The following is a 25,363-nucleotide window of genomic DNA, read 5'->3' on the forward strand; positions in this document are numbered from 1 at the left end:
CGACATTCTGGTCGATAATGTCCGTCTAAAATCGTGGATATGCCAGTCTTGGTTTAATATCGCGGACCAGCTCATTAATGAAAGCAACATTACCCGGTCGCTTGCCGTGGGAAAGCGCCATGGCGAGTGATATAAGTTCCACTGTTCTTATAATATCTCGAGTAAAGCGGAACTGATCGGCCTTCGAATGTGTTAAGCGGTTTCCAAAACGCATAGGGATCTATAATATTTACCCATGAATTTAGTCACACAGGGACCAGCTTACGTGCGTCAGCAAGTCCTAAATCCGGGTAGAGACCAAAGGTTAAACACCCTGATGGATTATCAATCCTAAATCGATACTGCCATGTTATAGTCCCTGCAGGGGTAATACGAACGCTTAAGCCGTTGCGGTCTGCAAGCTCTGGTTTCCCTAAATATGGCTTGCCGTTTATTGCACGTAACTAATTGTCAGATAAAGGCATTTTTATTACTCTGTGTACATGTGATTTTAGCTAATCTGACGCAGAACCCAATATATACAGATATGTACTCACATCTAAGTTGTAGCAAACTAAATTGATGTGAATGACAACGAATCCCAGTAAAGCTATTTAACTTTCAATAACATCATGTTAAATTCTTTAGAGAACGAAAATAAATGAAGATGAAAGATGATAAAGCTGGGTCAATATTTTAGCACGACTACGGAACCATGTAAGATTAACCATTGATTTATAATAAATATATGTACACACTTCGTTTAAGAACCTTCCAATATCACAGCTGCTAAACAACAAAATCACTTCTAAATTCGATACTATTTTTAATTGCAAAAAAATGTTGTCTAATTATGTTTATCTATTAAAAAGTGGTTTGTATGACAAGTGCTTAAGAACTTCCGGCTCAATACTTCTGATTACTTTAGCAGAGTGTTCTAATTCTAAATTAAGCTCAGACCAACCATCAGTGCTCATAAGCTCTGCAAGTAGATAACAAATCCTAGGTGTAACGGCTCACAATCGAAATCCCTTGTGCTCGCAATTAGCGCAATCTTCGGCTCAGATTAAGTGACAATAAAATCTTACTGAGCTCACATTAAGTGATAGACAGATGACGGTCAGCTTTATTGGTAGTGCTTAATTTCAATGCAGTGTTCAGTTCACAATAGTGTTCTGTCGCGCAGAGTTTGCGTCAGCAAAGCGAGCTCCTGATCTTTGCTTCAAACCCGAGCATAACCGTAAAAGGCCATTGTTATTAAAAATGTCTCGTTAGGCTTTAGATGAGGAAAACATAACATCCAAATGAGACAGAAAAACCGTCTCATTTGGATGTATGCTTTAGGTATACTCAAAACATACATTAGCATCAGAGATAAAATTTAATAATCTCTTAGTAGAGTGCAAGGCTGACTTTTGGGCTACGGACTTCTGTTGCAGTTATACCTCGAAAAACTCAATCTTACCGCCAGTAAGGTGATACATACTACCAACGATTTTAATTTTATTCTGGTCTTCCAGCTGTTTCAGTACCGGGCTGTTTTTGCGGATATTCTCGATAGTCAGTTCAACATTCTTCCTTGCCACAGCATCGACAAAATCGTAATTACTCCCTTTACGCTCTCCGGTGTACTCTGTTTTTTCAATAGCAGGTTTAATTTCATTCAGCAGGCCCGTCAGGTTACCTAGTTCTGCATTATCAATAGCGCCACGTATCGCACCACAGCGGGTATGCCCCATAACCAGCACCAATTTCGCACCAGCAAGAGCACAGGCGAATTCCATACTGCCCAATATATCGCGATTACTGATATTACCCGCAACACGGGAATTGAACGTTTCGCCGATCCCCGCATCCAGCACAATTTCCGCTGGCGCACGTGAGTCAATGCAGCTAAGGATCACTGCAGCAGGATACTGACCCGTGATACTGTTGCGTTTCTGCGCCAAATAATCATGTTTCGCCGTGCGATTCTCCCGGAAGCGCAGATTGCCCTGCTTAAAATGTTCAATCACAGCCTCAGGTGTCATACCATCACGTTCATCTTTACTGAGGGATGCCGCAAAGGAGATAGAGGGCACCGATAAGGCCGCCAGCCCAGTCACCGAAAGGGCCGAGACAGCAAGTGTTTGTTTCAGGATTGTCCGGCGTGAGGGTTGAGCCGGTTGGTTATTTTTCATAATGTTCTGCAGTCCAGTTTGTTGAGTTAACAAAGGTTGTTGCGATAGTACTGTTAAACAAATCACAGCTTCAACCTAATGATAGTGGAGACCCAGTCAACGCGATTAAATACGGGCGGCAGGGTTACAAGTATGGCGTTTTTCATTTGCAGTTATTGTGAGCCAGAAGCAATGGATAGCTAGCCCGAGGGATTTCGATTGCGAGCCGCCACACCTAGGTTCTTCCACTGATGCCTGTAACATTCCTGATAAACGAAATATTCCAAAATTTGTATGAATACGATTATCGAAAATTTCTTCATATGCTGCCTATAATTTCGCAGCTCAACTACCATAAGTCTAACAAAGCTAAGAGAAAGGGCGCATAAAGCAAAGATCAAAGGATCACAAAATAGATCTGTCAAAGTTATTGTTTCCCGTATACCTACTATTTTCAACTTCTGAGCAGAAAAACAAAATAACAACGCAAAATCAATACAATACACAGAGTTTGAAATTATGAGCACACTAAAACCTAATGGCGACATTTACCTGCAAGAACGGTAAAATGCCCCATTGTCATTGGGGAGTAGCCATCCTTAGCCTCCCACTAAGGAGTCCACGTCAACAAAATTGAGGTCTAACACCTCATGGCGTGGTCAGCCTCTGCGAATGCGGAGAGCCAGGCGAGACCTTTGGCCGCAATACGCTTTCCCAGCCGGGCGAGCAGTGTTGTCGTGCCATTGGATTATTGCTCGCCCGGCCGGATTGCTCACATGATCCTTACTCTTACTCTGTTTTTCCTCTCGGCAGGTACCATTTATTTGGCCTGCGAATACTTCGTCAACGGCATCGAATGGTTCGGCCGCCGTTTGAATCTTGGCGCGACTGCAGTGGGTTCAGTACTTGCTGCCTTCGGTACAGCACTACCTGAAACGGCGGTGACCTTCATTGCCGTTGTCTTCGGCAAAACACCAGAGCAAAAGGACATTGGCGTCGGCGCAGCCATGGGCGGTCCGCTCGTGCTCGCAACCTTAGCCTATGCAGTGGTCGGCTTGGCACTGATTTACCACCATCGCCGCCTTCAACGGGAAACGTATCATGTACGTGCCGATCACGCCCGTATGAGTCACGACCAGCTCGCCTTTCTCGCAGTGTTTGTAGTGAAAGTGGCACTTGGCCTAATCGCCTTTGCCATCAAGCCGTGGCTGGGTGTCTTGTTTCTCGTAGCCTACGCAATCTATGTCTGGCGTGAAATTCAGGAGAGCGACACAGCGCCTGAAGAAGAGATTGAACCTCTCAAAATTCAACCTTCCGTGACGGAGCCATCGTTAAAATGGGCGGCGCTGCAAGCCGTGTTGTCCCTGATCGTCATAGGCATTGCATCCCATATATTTGTAGGTCAACTTGAGGCCATTGGCACAGCGCTACAATGGTCACCACACTTTGTAGCATTGCTGCTGAGTCCAGTGGCGACGGAGCTGCCCGAGATGATGAACACACTTATATGGATACGGCAAGGAAAGGAACGCTTGGCATTGGCCAATATTTCTGGTGCCATGATGATTCAGGCAACGATTCCCAGTGCGTTGGGTATCTTCTTTACGCCATGGCTTTTTGATGGCCCACTGATGGCGGCAGGAGTCATTACTGCTTTGGCTATTATTTTTCTGTGGCAGCTATTTCGACGAGGCGTTGTCGATGCGCGTGCATTGGTCGCAGTAAGCTCATTGTACGGCGTATTTGCCTTGCTGATTGCGTTCTACTTCCCTCTCTAAGGAGCAAAGTGTCAGAGAACGCCGTGTGGTACGGCGTTCCTATTTGGCTAAATTTGCCCAACACGCCAAGAGTGTAATGTTAAATTTTGTAAATGTTGCAAAAAATTGATTTAAATGAATTAAACTTTTCAGCGATCCTTGTGACCATCAGTAGTGATGATCAATGTATATATCTCGTCACAAAAGCACTACGCACAGCGATACACCGCCCGAACGATTTGGTTGCGCACTATGGTGGTGAGAAATTTATTTGTCTATTACCGGACACTCAGCATTTAGGCGCGATGAACATAACTCATCGTCAACGCAGTGCTAGCTTTACATTTATTCTAGTTTCCAAGCGGTCACCATTAACTGACGTTGCGCGTATTCAACCTTATCGGCATTTGAAATGGCAAACGCTTATCGAATCCGCAGATAAGCAATCATACGTAGCTAAAAAGTATGGACGTAATCAAGTCAGCAGGGCCAGCTTGCTACGGTAAACATCATTATTGAGTGCCAATCGTAAATTTTGATTTTTGAAATTATCAAAGTTGAAATGTGAGATGAATCATGTAGTGTTTGGATAAATAGAATCATTGACTACAAGACCAAAATGCATCATGCATTTGACGATTTCTAACTGACAATCAGGCTTAGTGAAGTATATTTTCAGAGCTGGCGCAGTCATTGAAAGCTCTGTAGTGGTTTAATTTCCCTACATTAATTAAAGAGAAACTATTTATGTTTGTGATCGATCAAATTATTCTCCTCGCCGCGATTTTGATTATTCTTGGTATTTTATCCAGTAAATTATCTGCGAGATTGGGTTTACCCGTACTGGTGCTCTTTCTCATGGTGGGCATGTTAGCTGGTGAGGATGGCCCTGGAGGTATTGTTTTTGATAATGCACAAATTGCTCACGCGCTTGGGTCTTTAGCTTTAGCCATTATTTTGTTTGATGGTGGTTTGCAAACACCCATCGCGTCGATTAAGCAAGTGTGGAAGCCTGCTTCTGTGTTGGCGACTTTAGGCGTATTGGTGACTGCGATGATCACTGGTGCTGCAGCTGCTTATATTCTAGATGTTTCCTTACTTTACGGTTTAGTGATTGGTGCCATTGTTGGTTCAACCGATGCCGCCGCCGTTTTCTCATTACTGCGTAATGCAGGTATTCATATCAACCCACGCCTTAAAGCCACATTAGAAATTGAAAGTGCGACTAACGATCCTATGGCAATTTTTTTAACAGTTGGCTTATTGGAGGTCATGGTCAAAGGGCTTGAACCAGGGACTGGATTATTGATGCTGTTTATCCAGCAAATGGGTATCGGCTCCGCAGTGGGTTTAGCGGCAGGCTGGTTATCAGTACGTATTATTAATCGTATCCATCTGACGACCTCTGGATTATATCCTGTGATGGTCGCGGCATTTGGTTTACTGTCCTTTGGCGTAGCAGCTAATCTTGGCGGCAGCGGCTTTTTAGCTATTTTTATCGCTGGTGTGGTGATAGGGAATAGTCGTTTTGTTTTTCAGCGCAGTACCTTTTTATTTCACGATGGTTTGGCATGGTTAGGCCAGATTGTTATGTTTGTTTTTTTAGGCTTGCTGATTAATCCTTCGTCTTTGCTGGATGTCTGGCAGGAAGGACTGATGATTGCAATCGTCCTGACCTTAATCGCGCGCCCCTTGTCGGTAATCCCTGTACTGAAGATTTTTGGCTTTAATGCGCGTGAAATTACCCTAGTATCCTGGGTTGGGTTACGTGGTTCGGTGCCTATTATTCTGGCTATATATCCGCTGATTTATGGTCTGCCTGGTGCCAGTCTTATTTTTAGCGTAGTGTTTTTCGTCGTGTTAATTTCAGCGACAATACAGGGGTCAACATTACCCTGGGTTGCACGCGCTTTAGGACTTACGGAACCGCCTCCTGCGACACCTGCAGCGACACTGGAAATTACTGCTTTAGGCGATGTGGATGCTGACATTGTCGAGTATCAATTGGGCGATACCTCACGCGCTTCTGGTCGCCGTTTATCCCAAATGGCTTTACCTGACGGTACAGTAGTGGCGATGATAACCAGAGGAAACAATGTAATTCCACCTAGGGGATCAACCCTCCTGTATGCTGGCGATCATTTATTTATTGTGATGAAACCCGATGTGCGTGAGTTTGTTGATCTGGTTTGCTCTGGTGTTGCAGAAGCCAATCATTATGAATTACCTACGAGTGAATTGAAGTTGAAAGGCTACACCAAAGTAGCAGATTTAAAGCACTCCTACGGTATTGAACTCTCTGCTAATGATAATTTGTCATTAGATGAAGTGCTACGTCAGAGCTTGACTGACGAGCCGACCTTAGGTGCAAGTAAAGATTTTGGGGAAGTAATATTGCATGTTCGTGAGATGGTGGGATCGAGGATTGCGACGGTGGGTATCGTACCGAACTCAGCCAATGAAAACTGATACCAAAACAATGATTTGTAAAAGCCTAGTTTCATTGTGATCAATATAGAGATCACACCTAAGCTCAGCGCATCATTTGATGGCTAATGATTTCGCATAGGTATCTGTCCGAACCTTTGATAAAATCCAGTCAACGGGTTAGCAGTCTTGGTGGACAACCGGCTAACCCGCCAGCCCTCGTAAGAGGGCGTTCCTTCTAATTCATCCTATCTAGCAGTGCCATTTCGGCTTTATCTTAGCCAGAAGATATAAGACTTTTTGCGGTCAAATCCCATTAAAGCCCACTGCTCTTTACACAAGTAATGGGCGCGAATAGCACGTTTGCAGTTAATCGATAACTGTTCAACGAGGTGGTCAAAATGGGCGACGTGGGCAGGCACGTTGAGTTCATGCTTTAAGTTGCCACCGCCCAAGGCTTCGCCTAAACGGTCGCTGGCGCAGCGGTTTGAAAAAACCTTGCCCAATTCTTGGTACACCCAATAACAGCCCCAGCGATATAACCCTAACCGTAACGCCTTAATGTTCATCCTCTACTCGGGGTCATCGCTAAAGGCCATTAGCTACCTCATTTATCTTCTTAACCGAAAGCTTAAACACATCAATGCATATCGATGTCACATCGTCATAGGGCGCATTAGTGCGGCCATTTTCCCAACGTTGATAAGTGCTGCGACTGATGCCGTAAATCTCAGCCACTTCGTCTTGGGTCATGCCCCGTAAACGGCGCCCTACTTTCAGTAAATCCGCGGCGCGACTAGCCATAAATCCTCCTGCGTGAAGTCCATAACCCAGTTGTGCTATTTGTTATTGTCATTGTCATAACCACCCCACTAACATTGGCTCGTCCGTCTCAGTGGTCGATTGGCGCATAATCTCGGGCGCCACATCATCAAACCCCAGTGTGATTAAGTGTGTGTGGGAGGTAAATGCCTTAAACCGAATCGTTTCACTCCAATATTGCGCAGTGCGAATGCTCACCGGCCCTACATCGTAAGGGAACAAAACGCTCATACGACGGACATTGAAGCGGTGATCTGCATCGGCGAGGCGTTTTATTGCAACGCGGCGGGCCATTCACAAAAGTAAGCTGACATTGCGCAGCACAATGCTAAGGCCGAAGCCTTTAAACAGCGACTGTTATCACTGCGCCCTGCTCTCACCTTCACGGCGTTTAACAGCACCAAGGAGAATCGGCATGAAGCAATCTGCAGTCATCAAAGACACTTTGCGCCAGTGGTATACCCTGCCCCGCAAACAAGCCGGCAGCTGCCAACAATTTTTAAAACGACTCACCGAGGAATTGGCAAAGGAAGGTAAATGATGATTTCGACCCAACCGACCGTGGATCAGCAAATGCAAGTGCCGCTCTTTCTTACCACTAAGGAAGTCATGACACGCTACCGGATTAGCTCATCAGCAACGCTTTGGAAGTGGCGAAGAAACGACGGTTTCCCTGCTCCTATCCATAATGGCCGCCATTACTTAAAAGCGTCGCTCGATAAGTGGGATGAAAAACAGCAAGTAGCTGCTTGAATTAATTTTTAAGCCTTAAGATAAAGCCCCATTTTTGGGGCTTTATTTTTAGACCTTTATCGATTGACTATTAGGCCATAAACTCATCGCCTTCGACATTACAGCCTTTACTACCGCAGTTAGTGCCTACTGCTACAGCATCAGCGATGATAGCAGCGAGTCCTGTGCCGACCAGTACTATTTGGGCAATTAACAAGACACCATCGGTTGATATCCATGCGACGACTGTAGCGATGAATGATACCACCGCGACTATGGCTCCAAACCAGCTTAGGCCACTGACGATTGTTTTAATGACGCCTTTAATAAATCCTATTTGAATAGTTGTGAGATGAACTGAAATATCAATGTCGCCTTTTTTAACGTGGTAGAAGCACTGCTTATACCAGTGATCAGTTTCTCCAAGCCTACAGCTTCAGCCCCCAGCGCCTGTACTGCCGCTTTTACCATGCTGTCAGTTCGCATAATGCGTATGCTTGCAAGTTGCAGAGCAAGCAATAACACATCAATACAGAATGTTGCGATTGATTTAGTGCAAGGTGAAATTGCCTCTAAATCAATTGCTTCTATTGCTACACTTTCGTTCTCAGTTAACGTTAAAAAACTTTGCATTTCAGTGGCCGCTTGCATTTCGACATTACTTGGCTGTTGGCCTGTGATAATGGCTGCCACAAGCTTCTCTATCTGAGCAGGTGTAGGCTGTGAGTCTGGGAACCACTGTCCAAGAGTCTCAACTGACTCTTTAAGGACTGCACCTAGATGAAATTGCTCATAAGGTCCGACAGAAGCTTGGCAATTTACGGTGCCAAACCCTGCAGCAGTAAACGAGGGCGATTGCTCTCCGGCCATACGAAGATAGTTACTTGGAAACGCATTTGACGCTATGGAGGTTAAGACCCCACTGGCGCTGTCGCTAAGCACTGCAACATTGAACTTTTCCCAAGGACCAATCGATGCTTGGCAGTTAACGGTTCCAAATCCATTCCCATTAAAAACTGGCGAAGCTTCACCCGCCATTCGTAAATAGTTACTCGGAAACGCCATAGACTCAAAGGAGACTGTGCCATCGCCGTTACGAATAGCGTTAAAAATTTCCCATGGGTTTTTATCTGGATCATTTTGGTCTGCCTGACAATTAACGGTACCAAAGCCATTACCATTGAACTGTGGTGAATCCTGTCCAGACATTCTCAATAAGCATTGTGGAAATTGATTGGATCTGATCATGACAGGAAATGTTGAGGGGAATATTGGATCACTATTTGAGGCAGAAGTGTTAAACGTGCTCATAACAAAAGTCCTTTTTAGTTAACTAACAAAGCTATACATCGTCATTGATAACATAGCGTTTTAATGAGCTGAAAAACTGCATCTAGCAGCCCCTAAAAGAAGGCTGTAGCGATCAGTTCATCATTTTTAAGGTTAGTTCAAATGTGACTTTTAACAAAGGCTCGCTTCGCTGGATGTTCAACAACAATCGCGTTAGTGGCAATAGTGAACTGATTGAATCATTCATGCGATATTTTGATGTTTTACCGTCCCATTTTATCGGGCTGCAGCCGAGACGTTATGTACTCTAAACCTGCTTGATAGCCTGCGGTTTCTGTTGTGTCACCGTTTTTGGCTATTAAATAAGTGGCTTTAAACATCATCAGATTACAGATGGTAAGATAATAAAAATCATCGTCTTGCTTGAAAGCACAAAACTTTTTCCACGGTATGGTGATGGATTTACCGCTAGGGGGCACAAACGTTAGCGTCGAGGCTGTGGCGGTCACTGTATGGCACCCTTCTAGGCTCGCAAGGCTCTGTAAGGTTGTGTTTTCAATCGTTCGATCCAGAGTGGTTATCTTGCCTGCAAATTTGTTAGCTTGATTTTCGGCGATGTTTTTTAATACTAATTGCCACACAATAAGGTAAGCAATTGCACATATTGCGATTGCGATATATGTCTCTGGGGTGTGACTTTCTGCGAAAAAATAAAACAATAGCAACGGGGATAATAACGGGATCCATAGGAGTAATGCACGCACGATAAAGGCATGCATCCGCTTAGCTAATCGCGCATGGTTTGCAATGCGTGCTGAATCTATTCTTTCCGCGATTGTGATTAATTGTTCCCGCGTGATTAAAAATTTTAGTTCCATGACGTCCTTGCTTAACGTTAATCCGAACACTGTGCCAAGTGTATGATTAATTGAGTTGAAATGACTAAACCATAAATAAAGCTGATATTGAATAGATAACAGTTTACCTTGTGCCGAATTGAGCTCCAATGCACCTAATTACAAAGAGGTGTTTCTGCTGCACTGCAACGCAACTGATTTACATACTGAATAAGCTCACCATTTTCTGCTGTCAGCGACAAACATGCCTAACCCCTTCTTTCTAACACGACTATTTTGCTATCACCCAGAGCTTCCAATCTCAGCTTATTTGTCCATTTTTCATAGGCCTCAGCTTGATCATCTAACCAATCATGTTTGTTGTACACCGCCATCACCCCGCCTAATAGATAGCCTAACATCTTCTCTGTCACCTGGGGCAACACCCCAGCTTCTAACATTCTGGTCGATAATGTGCGTCTAAAATCCTGAATACGTCAGTCAGGGATTTCTAGTCTTAGTTTGATCTCGCGGATCAGCTTATTTTCTGAAGCGATGTTGCCTGGGCGCTTAAGATCGTTTGCTGCGGGAAAACTCCATAGTGAGTTATAGAGGTTCCACTGTTCTTGCAATATGTTCGAGTAAGGCGGGACTGATTGGCCTTCGGATTGGCAAATTAGTTTTGCTATTATTTATCGGGAAGGTCCAGACCATCGACTCAAGATCAAAATCAGCCCGTTTGGATTTTAATATTTCTGATATCCGCGCCCCTGTTAGTAAACATGCCTTGATGGCATTGGTTACGGCTTTGGTCGCGCGGCATTTATCAAGCTCACGGATGATTTTGCCACACTCTAGAATGGTGAGTACTCGCGAACCGACTTCGGGCGCAGAACCCACATCACTGACTCGTAATTGAAGGACATCAACAAGCGATATCATTTGCCGGCGAACGGACCAGCTAAGTACCGTCTTTAACTGTTTGAGTATCGCGCCTGCGGTGACTCGACTATGAATTGCCTTTTTATCGAAAAAATCTATCCACTCGCCGAGTGTGATACTTTCGACTTTACGATCAGCAAAGGCATCATAGAGATGTGCTCTAAAGCAGGATTGGTACGTAGCAACAGTGCCCGGCTTAAGTGCTGCACTTCGCGCCGATAAAAACTGTTCACAGCAATCCCTCAGTGTTGTCTGGCCCACAAATGTGTTGCACTGTTTCCAAAACACACGTGGATCTATATTATTTGCCACTGAGTTCCGTAACTCAGAGATCAGTTTCCTTGCGTCAGCTAGTTTCAAATCAGGATAACGACCAAGGGTTAAGCGTCCATGTTGATTATCAATCCTAAATCGATACTGCCATGTTATAGTCCCTGCAGGGGTAATACGAACGCTTAAGCCGTCGCGGTCTGCAAGCTCTGGTTTCTCTAAATATGGATTGCCGTTTATTGCACGTAACCAATTGTCAGATAAAGACATTTTAATTACCCTGTGTACATGTGATTTTAGCTAATCTGACGCAGAACCCAATATATACAGATTATGTACTCACATCGAAGAGCTGCATACTAAATTGATGTGAATGACAACGAATCCAATTAAAGCAATTTAACTACTGATAACATGAAGTTACATGCTTTAGAGAACGAAAATAAATGAAGATGAAAGACGATAAAGCAGGGTCGATTTTTTGGCACGACTACGAAACATTTGGAGCGAACCCAGCGAAAGACAGACCCTCGCAATTTGCTGGTATTCGCACGGATTTAGATCTCAATATCATCGGCGAGCCTGAGACATTCTATTGTAAGCAAGCCACTGATTATTTGCCGTCTCCGGAAGCAATATTAATCACAGGGATCACTCCACAGTTAGCTAATTTAAAAGGCATCCCTGAAACTGAGTTTATGGGACGAATTCAAGCGCTATTTAGCCAACCAAACACTTGTGTTGCAGGTTATAACTCACTGCGTTTTGACGATGAAGTGACCCGTTATGGCTTTTATCGGAACTTTATCGATCCCTATGCCCGTGAATGGCAAAATGGCAACTCTCGTTGGGATATCATTGATTTAGTGCGCGCTTGTTATGCATTTAGGCCCGAAGGTATTAACTGGCCGACAAAGGAAGATGGCTCTCCGAGTTTTAAGCTAGAACATCTGACCCAAGCGAATGGTTTAAGCCATGAGAAAGCCCATGATGCTATGTCTGATGTGTATGCGACCATCGCTATGGCAAAACTCATTCGCGAGAAACAGCCTAAGTTATATCAGTACTATTTTGACCTGCGCCGTAAGCAAGCGGTTAGCGATCAAATCGATGTGCTCAATATGCAGCCTTTGGTCCATGTGAGCTCTAAAATTAGTGCGCGCAATGGTTGTGCAACGTTGATCTCACCCGTAGCGCACCATCCTACTAACAAAAATGCCGTTATTTGCGTTAATTTAGCCATGGATTTAACGCCGCTATTCGAGCTAGATGTCGAGCAAATTAAAACGCGCATGTATACGTCAAGGGCTGATCTTGCCGAAGATGAATTACCTATCGCAGTAAAACAAATTCATCTTAATAAGTGCCCTTTTATCACCTCGGCAAAAATCCTCAGTGATGAGCATGCCGCTCGTTTAGGCATAGATAAAGAATTTGCCAGAGAGCAGTATAAACGCCTAAAACGTCACCCAGAATTACGCGAAAAACTGGCGCTATTATTTGAGCACGATGACAGCAGAGCGACCACAGATCCCGATTTGATGCTGTATTCTGGTGGGTTCTTTAGCCAAGCTGATAAAGCAAAAATGGAAATCATCCGTCATACCCTACCGCAAAATCTAGCGGCGTTAGATTTGCAGTTTGATGATCCACGTATTCCTGAGATGCTGTTTCGTTACCGCGCCCGTAATTACCCTGAACTACTCGATGATACAGAGTCGCAGCGCTGGCGTGAATTCTGTCAAAGTCGCTTAGCCGATCAAGACTACGTACTTAAATTAGAAAATTTGCTACAAGAAACACAAGCGGATGAGACTAAGCAAAAGCTACTTGCTGCCCTTTGTCATTATTTGCGTGAACTTTAAGTTGTGTAAATTCAAGCTTAAGTCTTTTGTTTTATAGTCTTAAGCTTATTTTTGTGCACCAATAGTCTCACTCTATACGTGAGTAACATAAGTTTATCACTCTCGATAGCACTGACATTGACAGCGTATAAACGCGAGCTAACTCGCATTTATGCTGTAACAAAATTACTAGAATGTTCTTCCATGAACTTAACAAATAAGGAATAGGGAAATGCAAGATAGATTCATTCGTAGCATAACCCAACTGCCAACGCCGTTAGCCGATGCACTTATCCCAATGTTGCACCAGAATTTTGCTGGACACATTGATGCGCAGCAACTTGCTACGCTAACAAGTGCAAGCAAAATGACCGAAGCAGAAGTGTTATTAGCATTACTGCCGATAGCAGCGGCATTGGCCAAACCGCCTATCAGTGAGTTTTATGTCGGCGCGATAGCCAAAGGTAAAAGTGGCGATATCTACATGGGTGCCAACTTAGAATTACCCGGTGAAGCGTTATTTCATTCTGTCCATGCAGAACAAAGCGCTATCAGCCACGCATGGCTCAGTGGTGAAAGCCAAATTATTGATATCATAGTTAATGCCAGTCCTTGCGGTCATTGTCGTCAGTTTATGAATGAACTGGTTGAAGGGAGCAAGATCAGCATTCATCTACCCGCACAGGAAAGCCATCCTCTGGCCTATTATTTACCCTATGCTTTTGGGCCAAAAGACTTAAATGTCACTTCGCCCTTAATGGCCAAGCAACAAACTGAATTTGCACTAGATAGTGCCGATCCTATGATCATAGAAGGCTTAGATCATGCAGGTTTAAGCTATGCACCTTACACCCAAAGTTATGCCGCTGTGGTATTAGAAACTCACGATGGTGCAACCTATTGTGGTCGCTACGCAGAAAATGCGGCATTCAATCCTTCTATGCTGCCTATGCAGATGGCCTTATCAAACCTTGCACGCCACAATCGTGAGTTTAGCGATATCAGCCGTGCGGTTTTAATTGAGTCATCTCAAGGAAAAATCAGCTTAGTTGGCGCGACTATGGATGCGCTCCATACCGTTGCCGCCATCGAACTTGAGCACATAGTGGTAGATCCAGTGTAACTCCTGCTTCAAATGCCAAGGGTGTTTCAAAATGCCAACGGCGAAATACGTTAATGCGTATTTCGCCGTTCGATTATCCACTTAAAGCTTAAAAATCAATTATCGTAAGCAATTCTGACGGCTAATCATACTCCATCCTGTCTTCTACTAACCACGTCATTGAACTTAGCCAGATACTCCCCCTTACGCTCCTCCATCCTAATAAAACAAGCTTGCCGCTCCACTTCCGACATAACGCGCCACGCTAAAATTTCATCAAGATGCCTGAAACAACCTAAACAAATATCTTGCTGATCTAAACAACAATTTCGAATACAAGGAGTGACATTAGGATCATTCTGACCAGACGGCATATTCATTGCCACAAGGTTCAACAAAATGGAATCGACGGCCTCCCGGAAAACTAAAGATGTCAGCTGTGATAATGCCACCAGCTGTTACGACAGCCGTCAGAGTCAATTCTAAGTTCTGGCTGTAGATCACAATCAGCGGGCAACCTTTTGCGAGGGTGAAATTCACATCGGCTTGATAGAATCCCCCAGTAATGCCGACATCCATAAAGCAACTGTATTCAGGGCCATAATCGACATAGGTCCATCCAAAAACTTGGCTAAAAAAAGCCTTAGAACTCGCAATGTCGCGACTTGGGATTTCCAAATAATTGATACTGTGGTGACGGTTCATAGACTTCCTTGCTATTTAATCAGGACACAAAATGATGGACATAAAATGCGTCATTAAAAATGGGAGCCAAAGCTCCCATTCTATTCGCGGCTTTAACTCAGGTTAACCTTGGATTAAGGCTGCGGCAAGTCCAATCAGACCGCCAAACACGCCGCCCCAAATCACTAACCAACCTAAGTGCGTTTGGATCATGTCCTGAACGATTTGTTTCACCATTTGCGGTGTTAACTCGTTTAATCTTTGCTCCACTATGTTAGCAATTTTAGTTTGCAGATCGGCCATCACATTTGGCTGTTCAATTTCTTGTTTCAGCAACTCGTGAAATGCATCGCTTTGTGCCATTTCAACTAAAGAAGCTTTCATCTTCACAATAAACGGCTCTTTTAACGGCAATAAGGCATCTGTGCCACCAAACATAGACAACATGCCGCCAAAGGAAGATTGGGCGACTGTGCTAATTAACGCATCAAAAGAAGGCGCTAAATCAACCTTTTCAATCACTGGCGCCAAGTCTATTTTACTCAGCCCTTCTTTTTCAGATAGGAATCGGTCGATATTTTCAGTGGTAAAAAACTGTTTCATCATCAAATGAGCAATACCCGCCTTAAACTCTTCAAAACGAGAAGGCACAACTCCCGAACCATAGAGTCCGGGGACTTTCTCAAACAACATATAAACTGCAACCCAGTTGGTAATTGCACCCGATAAAGCAAATAATCCGACATTCAGGACAATTGCCGAATTCATCAGGTAACCCACAACGACCAAAGCAGCCGCCAATAAATTCGTCACTAAACTCTTATTCAATCTCATATCCCCTAAGGTGGCATCGATAAGATGCAAAACTCGCCTATATTAACAAGTTAACGGGAGTCAGGTCTAACACTCAAACCACAGTAAACAAACCCGTTTTAAAATCTGTTTTCAGTGCTAAGTCTTGGCGCGAGGGGCAAGATGAAGCCCATCAACTAAGCCGCAGCGCCACTGAGCCACAAGAAGCTGATTAGCCAGCACCAAATAAAGTGAATCTCCTTGTAGAACATTAAGTTAATTTAATGTTTGCCGACCTAAAAAACGCAAAAATTTTAATTTACCGTCTGTGAATTATCAACTTGCCTCAACTACACTCAATCAAGATAACGTACAAAAAATATGGCTCAAAATACAGACGGTACTGAACACTGACAGTTAACCTCGGCTCAATACACAAAATTTACCCAAAATAGAATAAAGGATGCGCTTATGGAATCGGCTTTTAACACTGCAGGGGCGTTAAGTTGGCATGAATTGACAACCAATAATACCGAAGAAGCTATGCACTTCTATGCTGAGATTTTTGGCTGGCACTTTAAAACCGTCAAAATGCCCCACGGCAATTATCATATTATTGAAAATCAGGGCGTCAGCATTGGGGGGATCACCGATAGTTTGCTCCCAATGCTTCCCTCACATTGGACTGGCTACATTACCGTTAACGATGTCGATCAAGTCGCTATCAGCGCAAAAAAACTTGGCGGGGATATTCTGTTTGGTCCTGAAGATATACCCGAAGTAGGCCGTTTTTGTTGGATAAAAGATCCACAAGGCGCCATTATTGCAGCGATTAGTTATTTAAATCGCTGCAATAATGGCGTCCAACATAGCGAGTATTGACGACTCAAAACATTAGCCATAGGCTGAAACACATGTAGTTATCAATGTAGATGATAGGTTACCACTCAGGAATGTCTTAGATCAGAAGACGTTATTGTCTGTGTAATACCAAGATTTCATTGGTAAAAATATAAATAATTTCTGGAAACATTAGCATTATTCGCTAGAATGTCCGTACTTATGGAAGTTTTTCCCTGTCTTATGCATTGGAGCCTTGATATTAATGCTGACCCAGTTATCGCAATTCAGACACTCTTTTTTTGCCCTCCCAAGATACCTGCGAGTGATTATTTACCTAACAGCAGTCTACCTTAGCTATGTCTGCACATTAGGTTTAATCCTCCCCTATGCGATAACCACGCTGGCACCAGAAAAACTCTCAACTCTGCTCGGTCGTCCCGTCACCCTCGGTGATATACGCATTAACCCCTTTAATTTCAGAGTCGAAATCGACCAACTGGCCATTAAAGAAAAAGACGACAAACCTTTTGCTGGTATTGCACAAGTCCAATTCGAAATACACTTTTGGCGATCTGTTTTTAATCGCGCCGCCGTTATCGAAAACATACACATACAAGCGCCCTACGCACATATCATTCGCGTGGAGAAAAAAGGGAAAGCTGGATTCAACTTCGACGATATTCTGCAGACCCTGAACGGGCATTCATCCACGAGCACAGAAACAGTTCCCACAGAAGCCAGCTCACCCATTCGTGTCCTGCTCAGCCAATTTGTGTTGGATGCGGGACAATTTAACTTCGATGACAAAATTACCCATGCTCAAGTGAACTACCCCAATATCAATCTAAAACTCAGTTCCCTTGATACTGAATATTTGATGGCGGCATCATCGGCATCGATAACACCAGCCATAAAAGTAAACAAAGTTGATAATACGACACCAAACGCCCAATCAACGTCTGACTCACCCATTGTGCCTATCAAGCACAATCACTATGCGATACAACTCAGTGATGATCATGCTGGTGAAATCAGTTTGCAGGGGCAATTCCAATTGTTCCCGCTAAAAGTTGCGGGTGACATCCAAGTCGCCAAACTGAAACTGACACCACTATGGCGATTTATCGACGATCAATTTAATCCCGTCCTCACGGATGGCGAGCTCAGTATTAAAACTCAGTATCAAGTGGATCTTGCCGAGAATGGCGAGTTACAAGTCATCAGCAACAATGGCCAGTTTATTGTTGAAAAACTTAACGTTAACGACAAAGATCGCTCAGTGGTCAAGCTCCCCATGTTTGCCCTCGACGGCATTTCAGCCAACTTGAAGCAGCAGAAAGTGCATATCAACAAACTCCACAGCGATGGCCTAACAATGAGTGCCATTTTGAACCAAGACGGGCTCGATCTTGTTGGCTTATTCATGCCTAAATCGTTAAGCGCCTCCACAACGACTACGCAGCCGGTTGCTAAACCAACCGATGCTAAATCGCTAGAACGCGTACAAGTTGCGCAAGTCGAAGAAAAACGTCAACTAGCAGAGACTGCCACTGATGCAAGCGATAGCGCAGACAAACCAACAGAAAGCGAATTAGCCACGGCCAGCGAGAACAATAAAACGGAGAAAAATACTGAGTCCGCCGCAAACATTACAGCTGATGCCACTAAAGAAACCGCTGCAGACATCGCTTCAGAGATAAATCCTCAACAGCCAGTCAAGCAAGCGCCTAAGACACCTTCAAAAGACACTTGGTTAGTGCAACTTGATGCGCTCAATATTGAAAACTATGACCTTAATCTATCGGAACAAAAGCTAACGGCAACGCCGCAGCAATGGCGAGTGTATCCGCTTAATTTTTCAACTAAGGTCATAACGAGTACCTTAACCGCTCCGATTGAATATGAGCTACAACTCAGCCTCAATGATCAAGGTACTTTGAGCTCTCAAGGCCAAGTCGATGTGACGGGCGAAACCATAGATGCCAATATCCAACTCGATAAGCTAGCATTAACCCAATTTCAGCCCTATTTAGCGCCCTACGTAAATATCCAGCTCAAGAGCGGTCTATTAAGCTCAGCAGGCAAGCTGACCGCCGATGCTAAAGGCAAAGCCATTTACGGTGGTAGTGTTGAGCTCGATGATTTAGCTATTCATGACAAATTGCGTAATGCTCCGCTGGTCAAATGGCAAAAGATGAATATCAATCAACTGGATTTTGACCAACAGAAAAATCAAATCAAAATTGATCACTTAGCCTTTAATCAACCCTACGCCAAAGTGGTGATAGCCAAAGATAGAACCACTAATATCAGCGATCTTATCGTTGAGGCTCCGGCTGCAAAGAGCAAGACAACTAAAAACACAACCACAGCCAGTGCTAAGCAAACCGAGCTGCAAACGGCAAGCAAGACAACGCCTGAGTTAAGCCTCGATATTCAAAAAATTAGCTTTAGCCAAGGCTCGGCTTACTTTGCCGATAACTCACTGACTCCGAATTTTGCTTCGGGAATTGAGCTGCTTGAAGGCAATATCACTCACCTGTCGTCCACGCCAGGGACTAAGGCCTCGGTTGATATCAAAGGTAAGATAGACAAGTATGCGCCTGTAACTCTAAAAGGCGATATTAACCCTTTGCTAGATATGCCATATTTAGATCTCGACTTAGTCTTTAAGAGCGTTGAGTTAACCTCAGTCAATCCTTACTCAGGCACCTATGCGGGTTACTACATAGATAAAGGGCAGCTATCACTATCGCTGAACTATCAACTCGATAAGAACAAGCTCAAGGGCAGTAACCATCTGGTCATAGACCAACTGAAACTTGGTAAACCCAGTGACAGTGACCTTGCCACTAGCTTACCCATCACGCTCGCGATTGCCCTGCTGCAGGACCGTAACGGCGTGATTGATTTAGGTATGGAGGTCTCAGGCGATTTAGACTCACCCAGCTTTAGTGTCGGCAGCATCATAATGACGGCGATTACCAATGTGATCACTAAAGCCGTCACTGCGCCCTTCACTTTCTTAGCAGGACTAATAGGTTCTGACGAAACCTTAGATAAGATCAGCTTTGCCGCAGGCAAATTCAGCCTAAGTGAAGATGAGCAAAAAAGTTTAGACAAACTCGCTAGCGCCTTACTCGACAGACCTATGCTCAAGCTCAGCGTTGAAGGGGAAGTCGATGCCATCAATGACAGCCAAGCCATTGCTGAGCGCATCATGAAGCGTAAATTGGCTAAATTAGCCAATATTGAATTTAGTGCGTTACCTGATGATTTAAGTCCGAGCCAATTCCCGACCCAAGGGCCGCTTGCCGATGCGCTAGTAAAGCTTTATGAACAAGAAGTTAAAGCCGATCCTGCCCAAATCAAAGACACTGTTATCGCAGAGGCCAAAAACGCGCAGCTTTCCGATGACGAAATCACCACCCGCTGGCATATCGCTTTATATAATCTGTCGGTAAAAGCGCAGAATGTTAACGATGGCATGTTGGGTAATTTGGCCCAAGAAAGAGCCAAAGCCGTTAAAGCTTACCTTGTGGACGTGAAAGAAATAGCCCCAGAGCGGATCTTCTTGCTCGAAAGCCGAGTGAGTTTAACCCAGAATGCAGCCCAAGTGAGCCTTACCATTGATGCTCAATAACTTAGCCAATTAACTGCTTTTTATATAAAACTAAGCCCGCTAAAGTTCGACTTTAGCGGGCTTTTACCTTATGGCTAAGCGTCATAACCAATCAAAAAACCATTCTTCTACAATCAAATCATCTATCTGTTAATTCACTCTAAAATGTTGGCCGTGCTTGGTGCCATAGGTTACACTCTGCGACCTTTATACAACTGAGATCACAGTTTTTAAACGACTGGCTCTCAGACTCGCCGCACACTTTCTGTGGCGCCATAACGCACAAATGTTCTTCCACAAAAATTATCATTAAGGTCAATAACATGTTTATCATTCGCTGGATTTTAGGCAGGATTATTCTGTTTTTAAACTTCGTATTTAGCCCTAAGAAGCGCCAACGTCCACTGGCTGAGCAACAAAAAATTGATGCTCAAACTCAAGCATTAGCCCTGTATCAATATCCTGCATGCCCATTTTGTGTAAAAGTCCGCCGTGCAATGCGTCGCCAAGGACTCAACATAGTGACCCACGACGCTAAAAAAGCGCCGCATAAAGATGAACTCATCGCTCAAGGCGGCAAACAGCAAGTGCCTTGTCTGCGGATTGAAGAAAACGGTCAAGTACAGTGGTTATATGAATCAAAAGAAATCATTAACTACTTAGACCAACGCTTCGCCTAAATCACGGCGCAACGGTCAGCGCAAATATACAAATAAGAGCGTCCAGTAACCTTTTCAATCGTCTGTTCAATGGGCTCCTTACAAAGGAGCTTTACGTTGGAATGACAAGGTTTCGGGCGCAGTTCTTTTATTGCGTTGTTTTACCACATTCTTTTATCACATTTACTTACGCCACAAATATTCACGGTCAGAATAATCAAATAACCACTGGGGCTGATACACCACCAATAGCGTCACTGCCATGCCATTAAGCAATGCCTCAGGGAATGCCAGCAAAGGGATGAGCATCAGGTAGTCGTCCACTAACACATTCCAATCGTAATCCGCTGCAGACCACAACCATATAGCCCAACTCAATTGATGAAACACAGTTGAGAGGCCAGCATTGATAAAACCACCGACGAAGATGAATACAAAAATATGTTTAGGAAATAAATGGTAACTGCGACTGTATAGGATAAAACACAGAAACAGCGGCACAGCCATAGCAAACAGACTAAAAGCACCAAAATCAGCGGGCTGCTTTAATACAAAAAGACTAAAAAAAGCGCTCGGCAACAGCAACACTAGGGTCGCAAGACGCCAGCCGAACATCAGCATACAAGTGACAACTCCCAGAAAATGCAGATGCAACCCTGTTTGAATACTGGCATTTAGCGACCACAGCGCATTGATCCCCACCAACGTCAGCAACAAACGTAATTGGAGATGTTTATCCCGCCGGAGCTGCACTAACTCTTCTTTTGGCCATATGGCGTAGATCCATAACGCCAAGAACATAAGGCATATACCTTGAGTCAGGCTCATATCCCATTCGATTTGCGCCCATTTATTCGACCAAAACGCCCACATTACTCGCCCATCCTTAATCCATTACACCTATCGGCGCGTACTCGGCCTATGAGAATGCCATAAATCCATGAACTTTAGGGCCATATTAAGGTATTCTTCTGTCAGTTAATAACTAAGAGTTAAATTTGATTATGCCGTTTCGATATCTCAGCCTTGCCATCTTAAGTTGTTTCTCGCTCATCGCCTGCAGCAGTGCGCCAATTGACCCGAGTGAACTCGCCGGAAAATTACGGGATAAGTTGACGACAGATATTAAAAGCGATGGCCTTAAACTCTTCAGCTACAAAGCGCGTCTGGTCGATGAAAAGTCGACAATGAATGATACAGAGCGCCCTTTTCCACACGAGGCACGCATACGTAATATGCAAGATCCCCGTGAGCAACGTCGCGCGATGCAAGATCTACAGGACTCATTAGAAATTTGGGGGAGACAGGTTGATTTAGGTTTAATCAAAACCCTTGAAATGACGGGTTATTGCCGCGAAGGTTATATTGAATTAAGCCGAATTATCGAGCCCGGTCGAGGAGAAATCCGCGGTGAGTGCCAAGAGGGTGCAACCAATGCTGATAAACAAAAATTTATGAGCTATTAACTAAACTCAAAGTAATGAAGAAACATGCACAGTTGCTAATACAAAAAACTGAAATCGGCTAAAAATAGCTAAAACGATAATAAGCAGAATAAAAAGCAAGCATGCGCGTATGAGACAATACGCGCATTCACATCACACTAGACTGATTCGGTCAGTGGCACAGCACGATTTTCCAATAACACAGGGATACCTTCAGTGATCGGATAAGCAAGCTTATCTGCCTTACAAATCAACTGCTGCGTCGTTTTATCGTACTCAAGTTTACCCTTACACACAGGGCAAGCCACTATATCTAACAATTTTTTATCGAATGCCATGGAAGTTTCCTTGTTTAGCTGCAGCCACTTCACGAAGACGTGCGAGCAGCTGTTCATCAAATTGTGGGGATAGCTTGGCATCGACCGCCAAATACCACCAGTTTTCTTGTGCAAAATCGCGACATTTAACCGCATCTTTTTCAGTCATCAACAGTGGCAAGCCTTGGGCTAAATCACCTAACTGGGTTTTATCGTAGGCCTGATGGTCATCAAAACCATGGCAGAAGGCCAGTTGATAGCCTTGTGCGCGCAACGATTCAAAGAAACGCGCTGGATTACCTATGCCCGCCATCGCAACGAGCGGCTGAGACTTATCGAAAGTATATTCACCAGATGTCGCATCACATTTAACAGGCTTCACTGCCGTAGGTGTCAGTTGCATTTCGAACTGCCCTTTTGCCGCTGAGCCGCCATTACTGACAATAAAATCCACGGTATCGAGACGCCACGCACCTTCACGCAATGGACCTGCTGGCAATAGCAAGCCATTACCTAAACCGCGCTGACCATCAATCACCACCAGCTCAATATCGCGTGCCAGAGCATAATGCTGTAGGCCATCGTCACAGATGATGACATCGACACCAAACTCAGCAATAAGCGCATTAGCCGCATCGACCCGTTTAGCGCCAACCACCATAGGCACTTGAGTACGCGCCACTATCATGGCAGGTTCATCACCCACCTCTGCCGCACTTGCACCTAAGCAAACCGATTTAACACCTTGAATATCAACACCGTAACCACGACTGATCACACCGGGGTGAAATCCATGTTGGCGCAGTAATTCAATCAGATAAATCACAGTTGGCGTCTTACCGCTGCCACCGACGGTAATATTACCGACGACGATGACAGGTACAGGCATTGCAGTTTGTGATTTCATCCCGAGGTGAAACAAAGCGCGGCGCACATAAGTGATAACCGCGAATAAGCCAGATAAAGGTAACAAGAGCCATCGCAGTGGATGACCCTGATACCAAATTTTATTCACTAAGGCCTGCATCTAACTACCAAATTGCATTTGGTATAATTTGGCGTACATGCCATCTAATTCCAATAGTGTTTGGTGCGTCCCGCGCTCGACAATACGCCCCTGATCGACTACTAAAATCTGATCGGCACTCTCGATGGTCGACAACCTGTGGGCGATCACTACAGATGTGCGGTTTTGTCTGAGGTTATCTAACCCTTTTTGAATGGCTTTTTCTGACTCAGTATCCAGTGCTGAGGTCGCTTCATCGAGGATCAACACAGGCGCATCACGCAACATAGCGCGTGCAATCGCAATCCGCTGTCTTTGACCACCGGACAATAACACGCCATTCTCACCCACTTGGGTATCAAGGCCTTGGGGCAGCTGATCAATAAACTCCATCGCATAGGCCAAGGTCGCAGCTTCAATGATCTGCTCACGAGTGGCTTCACCTGGGTAGGCGTAAGCGATGTTATTGGCTATCGTGTCATTGAACAAGGTCACCTGTTGCGATACCAGTGCCACTTGATTACGCAGCGATTTTAGCGAGTAATCGTAGATGCTGACGTCATCAAGCAGAATATCGCCGGATTCAAGGCCCGTATAAAAACGGGTCACTAAACTCGCAATAGTCGACTTACCTGAGCCAGAACGTCCAACTAAGGCTAAGGTTTGCCCGGGTTTGACTTCAAAATCGACATTCTCAAGAGCACGACGATCTTGGCTGTCATAGGTAAAACACACATTATCAAAACGTAGATGACCCTTAGCACGCTCAACAGTATAAGTTCCCGTATCTGACTCAGGCAGCGTATCCAGTAATTCAAACACTGTGGTACAAGCCGCAATACCCCGTTGAAATTCGGCATTCACTCGGGTTAAGTTTTTGATTGGCTGTAACATGGCCATCATGGCACCAAGAATCGTCGCGAAAGTACCCGCGGTAAGATCGGCTTTCATGCTGTCTAAGCTTGCCGCATAAAGTACAAAGGCTAAGGCGAATGAACCAATAATCATGATCAGAGGCTGACTAATGGCTTGTGCCACAGCTAACTTCATATTTTGATGGCGGTTTTGATCGTTTACTTTAGCAAAACGGGTTGCTTCGGTTTCCTGTCCACCAAAGGCCAATACGTTTTTATGGCCTTTAATCATTTGCTCCGTAGTCGCACTCACCCCGCCCATAGCGGTTTGAATTTGCTTAGAGACCTTGCGGAAACGACGACTAACCACCGCAATGACCATGCCCATGATAGGACCAATCACAAGAATACAGAGGGATAGCTTCCAAGAGTTATAGAACATCAGCACCAACATACCAAACACAGTCACACTATCGCGGACGATGGAAATCAAAGCACTTCCCGATGCTCGAGCGATTTGCTCAGTATCAAAAGTCACTTTTGAGATCAAGTTACCGGTATTTTCCTTATCCATATAACTGACAGGCAGGCTCAGATAATGCTCAAACACTTGCTGACGCATGTCCATGATCAAACGCGCACTCATGTATGAAATGCCGTAGGTCGAGACAAAGTTGGCAAAACCGCGCAGGGAAAACATGACGATAACCACAAGCGGCGCCATCATTAGCACGTCGTTGTTCGCGTGGAAACCTTCACTGGTTGGCAATGCGATGCCGTTGGTCACCGCAGCAGGTGCGCCGCCGGAGAAACCCTTATCAATAAAGGGGCCGATGAAAGCGATAAAGGCGGCATCGACGAGACCATAAATAATTAATCCCGCAACTGAAAGCATAAACATGCCTTTCATCTGTTTTATATAGCCCAGTAATCGTTTGAAAACTGTCCACATTTCGTCTTTAGGAGATGTTGTCATTGATA

Annotated in this window: 25 protein-coding genes, 2 pseudogenes and 1 riboswitch; of the genes and pseudogenes, 11 read left to right on the top strand and 16 right to left on the bottom strand. The window is 44.5% G+C overall.

The window, feature by feature from the left end; translation table 11 throughout:
• Positions 1-245: 245 nt before the first annotated feature.
• Together KO533_RS22830 and KO533_RS03065 are read right to left on the bottom strand one after the other, a co-directional pair.
• Positions 246-434 carry an Arm DNA-binding domain-containing protein gene (locus KO533_RS22830; RefSeq protein ID WP_346014696.1) on the bottom strand — a complete coding sequence of 63 codons (189 nt, stop codon included), beginning with the start codon at positions 432-434 and terminating at the stop codon, positions 246-248.
• A gap of 984 nt (positions 435-1,418) precedes the next feature.
• On the bottom strand, positions 1,419-2,159 hold the full coding sequence (locus KO533_RS03065; protein ID WP_219252817.1) for a carbonic anhydrase: 741 nt from the start codon (positions 2,157-2,159) through the stop codon (positions 1,419-1,421).
• A gap of 551 nt (positions 2,160-2,710) precedes the next feature.
• Positions 2,711-2,822, top strand: a riboswitch (yybP-ykoY riboswitch).
• Positions 2,823-2,914: 92 nt separating this feature from the next.
• On the opposite strand from KO533_RS03065, the gene KO533_RS03070 reads away from it, so the two are divergent.
• The 3 genes from KO533_RS03070 (at position 2,915) to KO533_RS03080 (ending at position 6,364) form a co-directional block, all read left to right on the top strand.
• Positions 2,915-3,916: a hypothetical protein gene (locus KO533_RS03070; RefSeq protein WP_219252818.1), complete on the top strand. Its 1,002-nt coding sequence runs from the start codon at positions 2,915-2,917 to the stop codon at positions 3,914-3,916.
• Positions 3,917-4,008: 92 nt separating this feature from the next.
• Positions 4,009-4,401 (top strand): diguanylate cyclase, encoded by a 393-nt coding sequence (locus KO533_RS03075; protein WP_251073341.1) that lies wholly within the window; start codon positions 4,009-4,011, stop codon positions 4,399-4,401.
• 241 nt (positions 4,402-4,642) lie between these two features.
• A complete protein-coding gene (locus KO533_RS03080; RefSeq protein WP_219252819.1) occupies positions 4,643-6,364 on the top strand; it encodes a potassium/proton antiporter in 1,722 nt (573 codons plus the stop codon).
• 196 nt (positions 6,365-6,560) lie between these two features.
• On the opposite strand, the pseudogene KO533_RS03085 reads toward KO533_RS03080, so the two are convergent.
• From KO533_RS03085 to KO533_RS03095, 3 genes and pseudogenes are all read right to left on the bottom strand, one after another.
• Positions 6,561-6,891 (bottom strand): annotated as a pseudogene (locus KO533_RS03085) (hypothetical protein).
• Between the two features lie 19 nt (positions 6,892-6,910).
• Positions 6,911-7,126 (bottom strand): helix-turn-helix transcriptional regulator, encoded by a 216-nt coding sequence (locus KO533_RS03090; RefSeq protein ID WP_168823718.1) that lies wholly within the window; start codon positions 7,124-7,126, stop codon positions 6,911-6,913.
• Positions 7,127-7,180: 54 nt separating this feature from the next.
• Positions 7,181-7,387: pseudogene (locus tag KO533_RS03095) on the bottom strand (integrase); the annotation flags it as partial.
• A gap of 172 nt (positions 7,388-7,559) precedes the next feature.
• On the opposite strand from KO533_RS03095, the gene KO533_RS22740 reads away from it, so the two are divergent.
• A complete protein-coding gene (locus KO533_RS22740) occupies positions 7,560-7,685 on the top strand; it encodes a hypothetical protein (RefSeq protein ID WP_275956776.1) in 126 nt (41 codons plus the stop codon).
• The gene (locus tag KO533_RS03100; protein WP_173245503.1) at positions 7,682-7,897 is read left to right on the top strand and encodes a helix-turn-helix domain-containing protein; all 216 of its coding nucleotides are present in this window, start codon (positions 7,682-7,684) and stop codon (positions 7,895-7,897) included. The genes KO533_RS22740 and KO533_RS03100 overlap by 4 nt, the downstream gene beginning before the upstream one ends.
• Positions 7,898-7,967: 70 nt before the next feature.
• Here the strand turns inward: KO533_RS03100 and KO533_RS03105 are convergent, their stop codons facing one another.
• From KO533_RS03105 to KO533_RS03120, 4 genes are all read right to left on the bottom strand, one after another.
• Entirely contained in the window at positions 7,968-8,144 is a 177-nt protein-coding gene (locus KO533_RS03105) for a hypothetical protein (RefSeq protein ID WP_173496526.1), read from the bottom strand.
• A gap of 65 nt (positions 8,145-8,209) precedes the next feature.
• Positions 8,210-9,085, bottom strand: coding sequence for a hypothetical protein (locus KO533_RS03110; protein WP_219252821.1), 876 nt, complete (start codon positions 9,083-9,085; stop codon positions 8,210-8,212).
• A 344-nt stretch (positions 9,086-9,429) separates the two neighbouring features.
• Positions 9,430-10,044, bottom strand: a complete 615-nt coding sequence (locus KO533_RS03115) for a hypothetical protein (RefSeq protein WP_219252823.1) — start codon at positions 10,042-10,044, stop codon at positions 9,430-9,432.
• A 564-nt stretch (positions 10,045-10,608) separates the two neighbouring features.
• Positions 10,609-11,484 carry an integrase family protein gene (locus KO533_RS03120; RefSeq protein WP_251071094.1) on the bottom strand — a complete coding sequence of 292 codons (876 nt, stop codon included), beginning with the start codon at positions 11,482-11,484 and terminating at the stop codon, positions 10,609-10,611.
• Positions 11,485-11,660: 176 nt separating this feature from the next.
• Between KO533_RS03120 and sbcB the strand changes: the two genes are divergently transcribed.
• Together sbcB and cdd are read left to right on the top strand one after the other, a co-directional pair.
• Positions 11,661-13,079 (top strand): exodeoxyribonuclease I, encoded by a 1,419-nt coding sequence (sbcB, locus tag KO533_RS03125; protein WP_131524342.1) that lies wholly within the window; start codon positions 11,661-11,663, stop codon positions 13,077-13,079.
• A 211-nt stretch (positions 13,080-13,290) separates the two neighbouring features.
• On the top strand, positions 13,291-14,181 hold the full coding sequence (gene cdd / locus KO533_RS03130) for a cytidine deaminase (protein WP_219252824.1): 891 nt from the start codon (positions 13,291-13,293) through the stop codon (positions 14,179-14,181).
• A gap of 125 nt (positions 14,182-14,306) precedes the next feature.
• Here cdd and KO533_RS03135 read toward each other — a convergent pair whose 3' ends face one another.
• The 3 genes from KO533_RS03135 to KO533_RS03145 form a co-directional block, all read right to left on the bottom strand.
• Entirely contained in the window at positions 14,307-14,540 is a 234-nt protein-coding gene (locus KO533_RS03135; RefSeq protein ID WP_028760391.1) for a DUF1289 domain-containing protein, read from the bottom strand.
• Positions 14,515-14,865 (bottom strand): VOC family protein, encoded by a 351-nt coding sequence (locus tag KO533_RS03140; RefSeq protein ID WP_105252887.1) that lies wholly within the window; start codon positions 14,863-14,865, stop codon positions 14,515-14,517. Before KO533_RS03140 ends, KO533_RS03135 begins: the two co-directional genes overlap by 26 nt.
• Positions 14,866-14,967: 102 nt before the next feature.
• Positions 14,968-15,672, bottom strand: a complete 705-nt coding sequence (locus tag KO533_RS03145; RefSeq protein WP_105253144.1) for a DUF445 domain-containing protein — start codon at positions 15,670-15,672, stop codon at positions 14,968-14,970.
• Between the two features lie 435 nt (positions 15,673-16,107).
• On the opposite strand from KO533_RS03145, the gene KO533_RS03150 reads away from it, so the two are divergent.
• From KO533_RS03150 to KO533_RS03160, 3 genes are all read left to right on the top strand, one after another.
• Positions 16,108-16,518 carry a VOC family protein gene (locus tag KO533_RS03150; protein ID WP_219252826.1) on the top strand — a complete coding sequence of 137 codons (411 nt, stop codon included), beginning with the start codon at positions 16,108-16,110 and terminating at the stop codon, positions 16,516-16,518.
• Between the two features lie 223 nt (positions 16,519-16,741).
• Entirely contained in the window at positions 16,742-20,122 is a 3,381-nt protein-coding gene (locus tag KO533_RS03155) for a DUF748 domain-containing protein (RefSeq protein WP_219252828.1), read from the top strand.
• A 302-nt stretch (positions 20,123-20,424) separates the two neighbouring features.
• A complete protein-coding gene (locus KO533_RS03160) occupies positions 20,425-20,781 on the top strand; it encodes a glutathione S-transferase N-terminal domain-containing protein (RefSeq protein WP_028760396.1) in 357 nt (118 codons plus the stop codon).
• 162 nt (positions 20,782-20,943) lie between these two features.
• On the opposite strand, the gene KO533_RS03165 is transcribed toward KO533_RS03160, so the two are convergent.
• On the bottom strand, positions 20,944-21,633 hold the full coding sequence (locus KO533_RS03165) for an energy-coupling factor ABC transporter permease (protein WP_219252830.1): 690 nt from the start codon (positions 21,631-21,633) through the stop codon (positions 20,944-20,946).
• A gap of 131 nt (positions 21,634-21,764) precedes the next feature.
• On the opposite strand from KO533_RS03165, the gene KO533_RS03170 reads away from it, so the two are divergent.
• Entirely contained in the window at positions 21,765-22,226 is a 462-nt protein-coding gene (locus tag KO533_RS03170; protein ID WP_028760398.1) for a hypothetical protein, read from the top strand.
• Between the two features lie 137 nt (positions 22,227-22,363).
• Here the strand turns inward: KO533_RS03170 and KO533_RS03175 are convergent, their stop codons facing one another.
• The 3 genes from KO533_RS03175 to msbA are packed head-to-tail and all read right to left on the bottom strand — an operon-like array spanning position 22,364 to position 25,358.
• Entirely contained in the window at positions 22,364-22,543 is a 180-nt protein-coding gene (locus tag KO533_RS03175; protein WP_006081200.1) for a Trm112 family protein, read from the bottom strand.
• Positions 22,530-23,549 (bottom strand): tetraacyldisaccharide 4'-kinase, encoded by a 1,020-nt coding sequence (gene lpxK / locus KO533_RS03180; RefSeq protein WP_219252832.1) that lies wholly within the window; start codon positions 23,547-23,549, stop codon positions 22,530-22,532. Before lpxK ends, KO533_RS03175 begins: the two co-directional genes overlap by 14 nt.
• Entirely contained in the window at positions 23,550-25,358 is a 1,809-nt protein-coding gene (gene msbA, locus KO533_RS03185; RefSeq protein ID WP_219252834.1) for a lipid A export permease/ATP-binding protein MsbA, read from the bottom strand. It lies immediately after the preceding gene.
• Positions 25,359-25,363 lie beyond the last annotated feature (5 nt).

The sequence above is a fragment of the Shewanella sp. NKUCC05_KAH genome (assembly GCF_019345585.1).
In the GTDB taxonomy this organism is placed as follows: domain Bacteria; phylum Pseudomonadota; class Gammaproteobacteria; order Enterobacterales; family Shewanellaceae; genus Shewanella; species Shewanella oncorhynchi.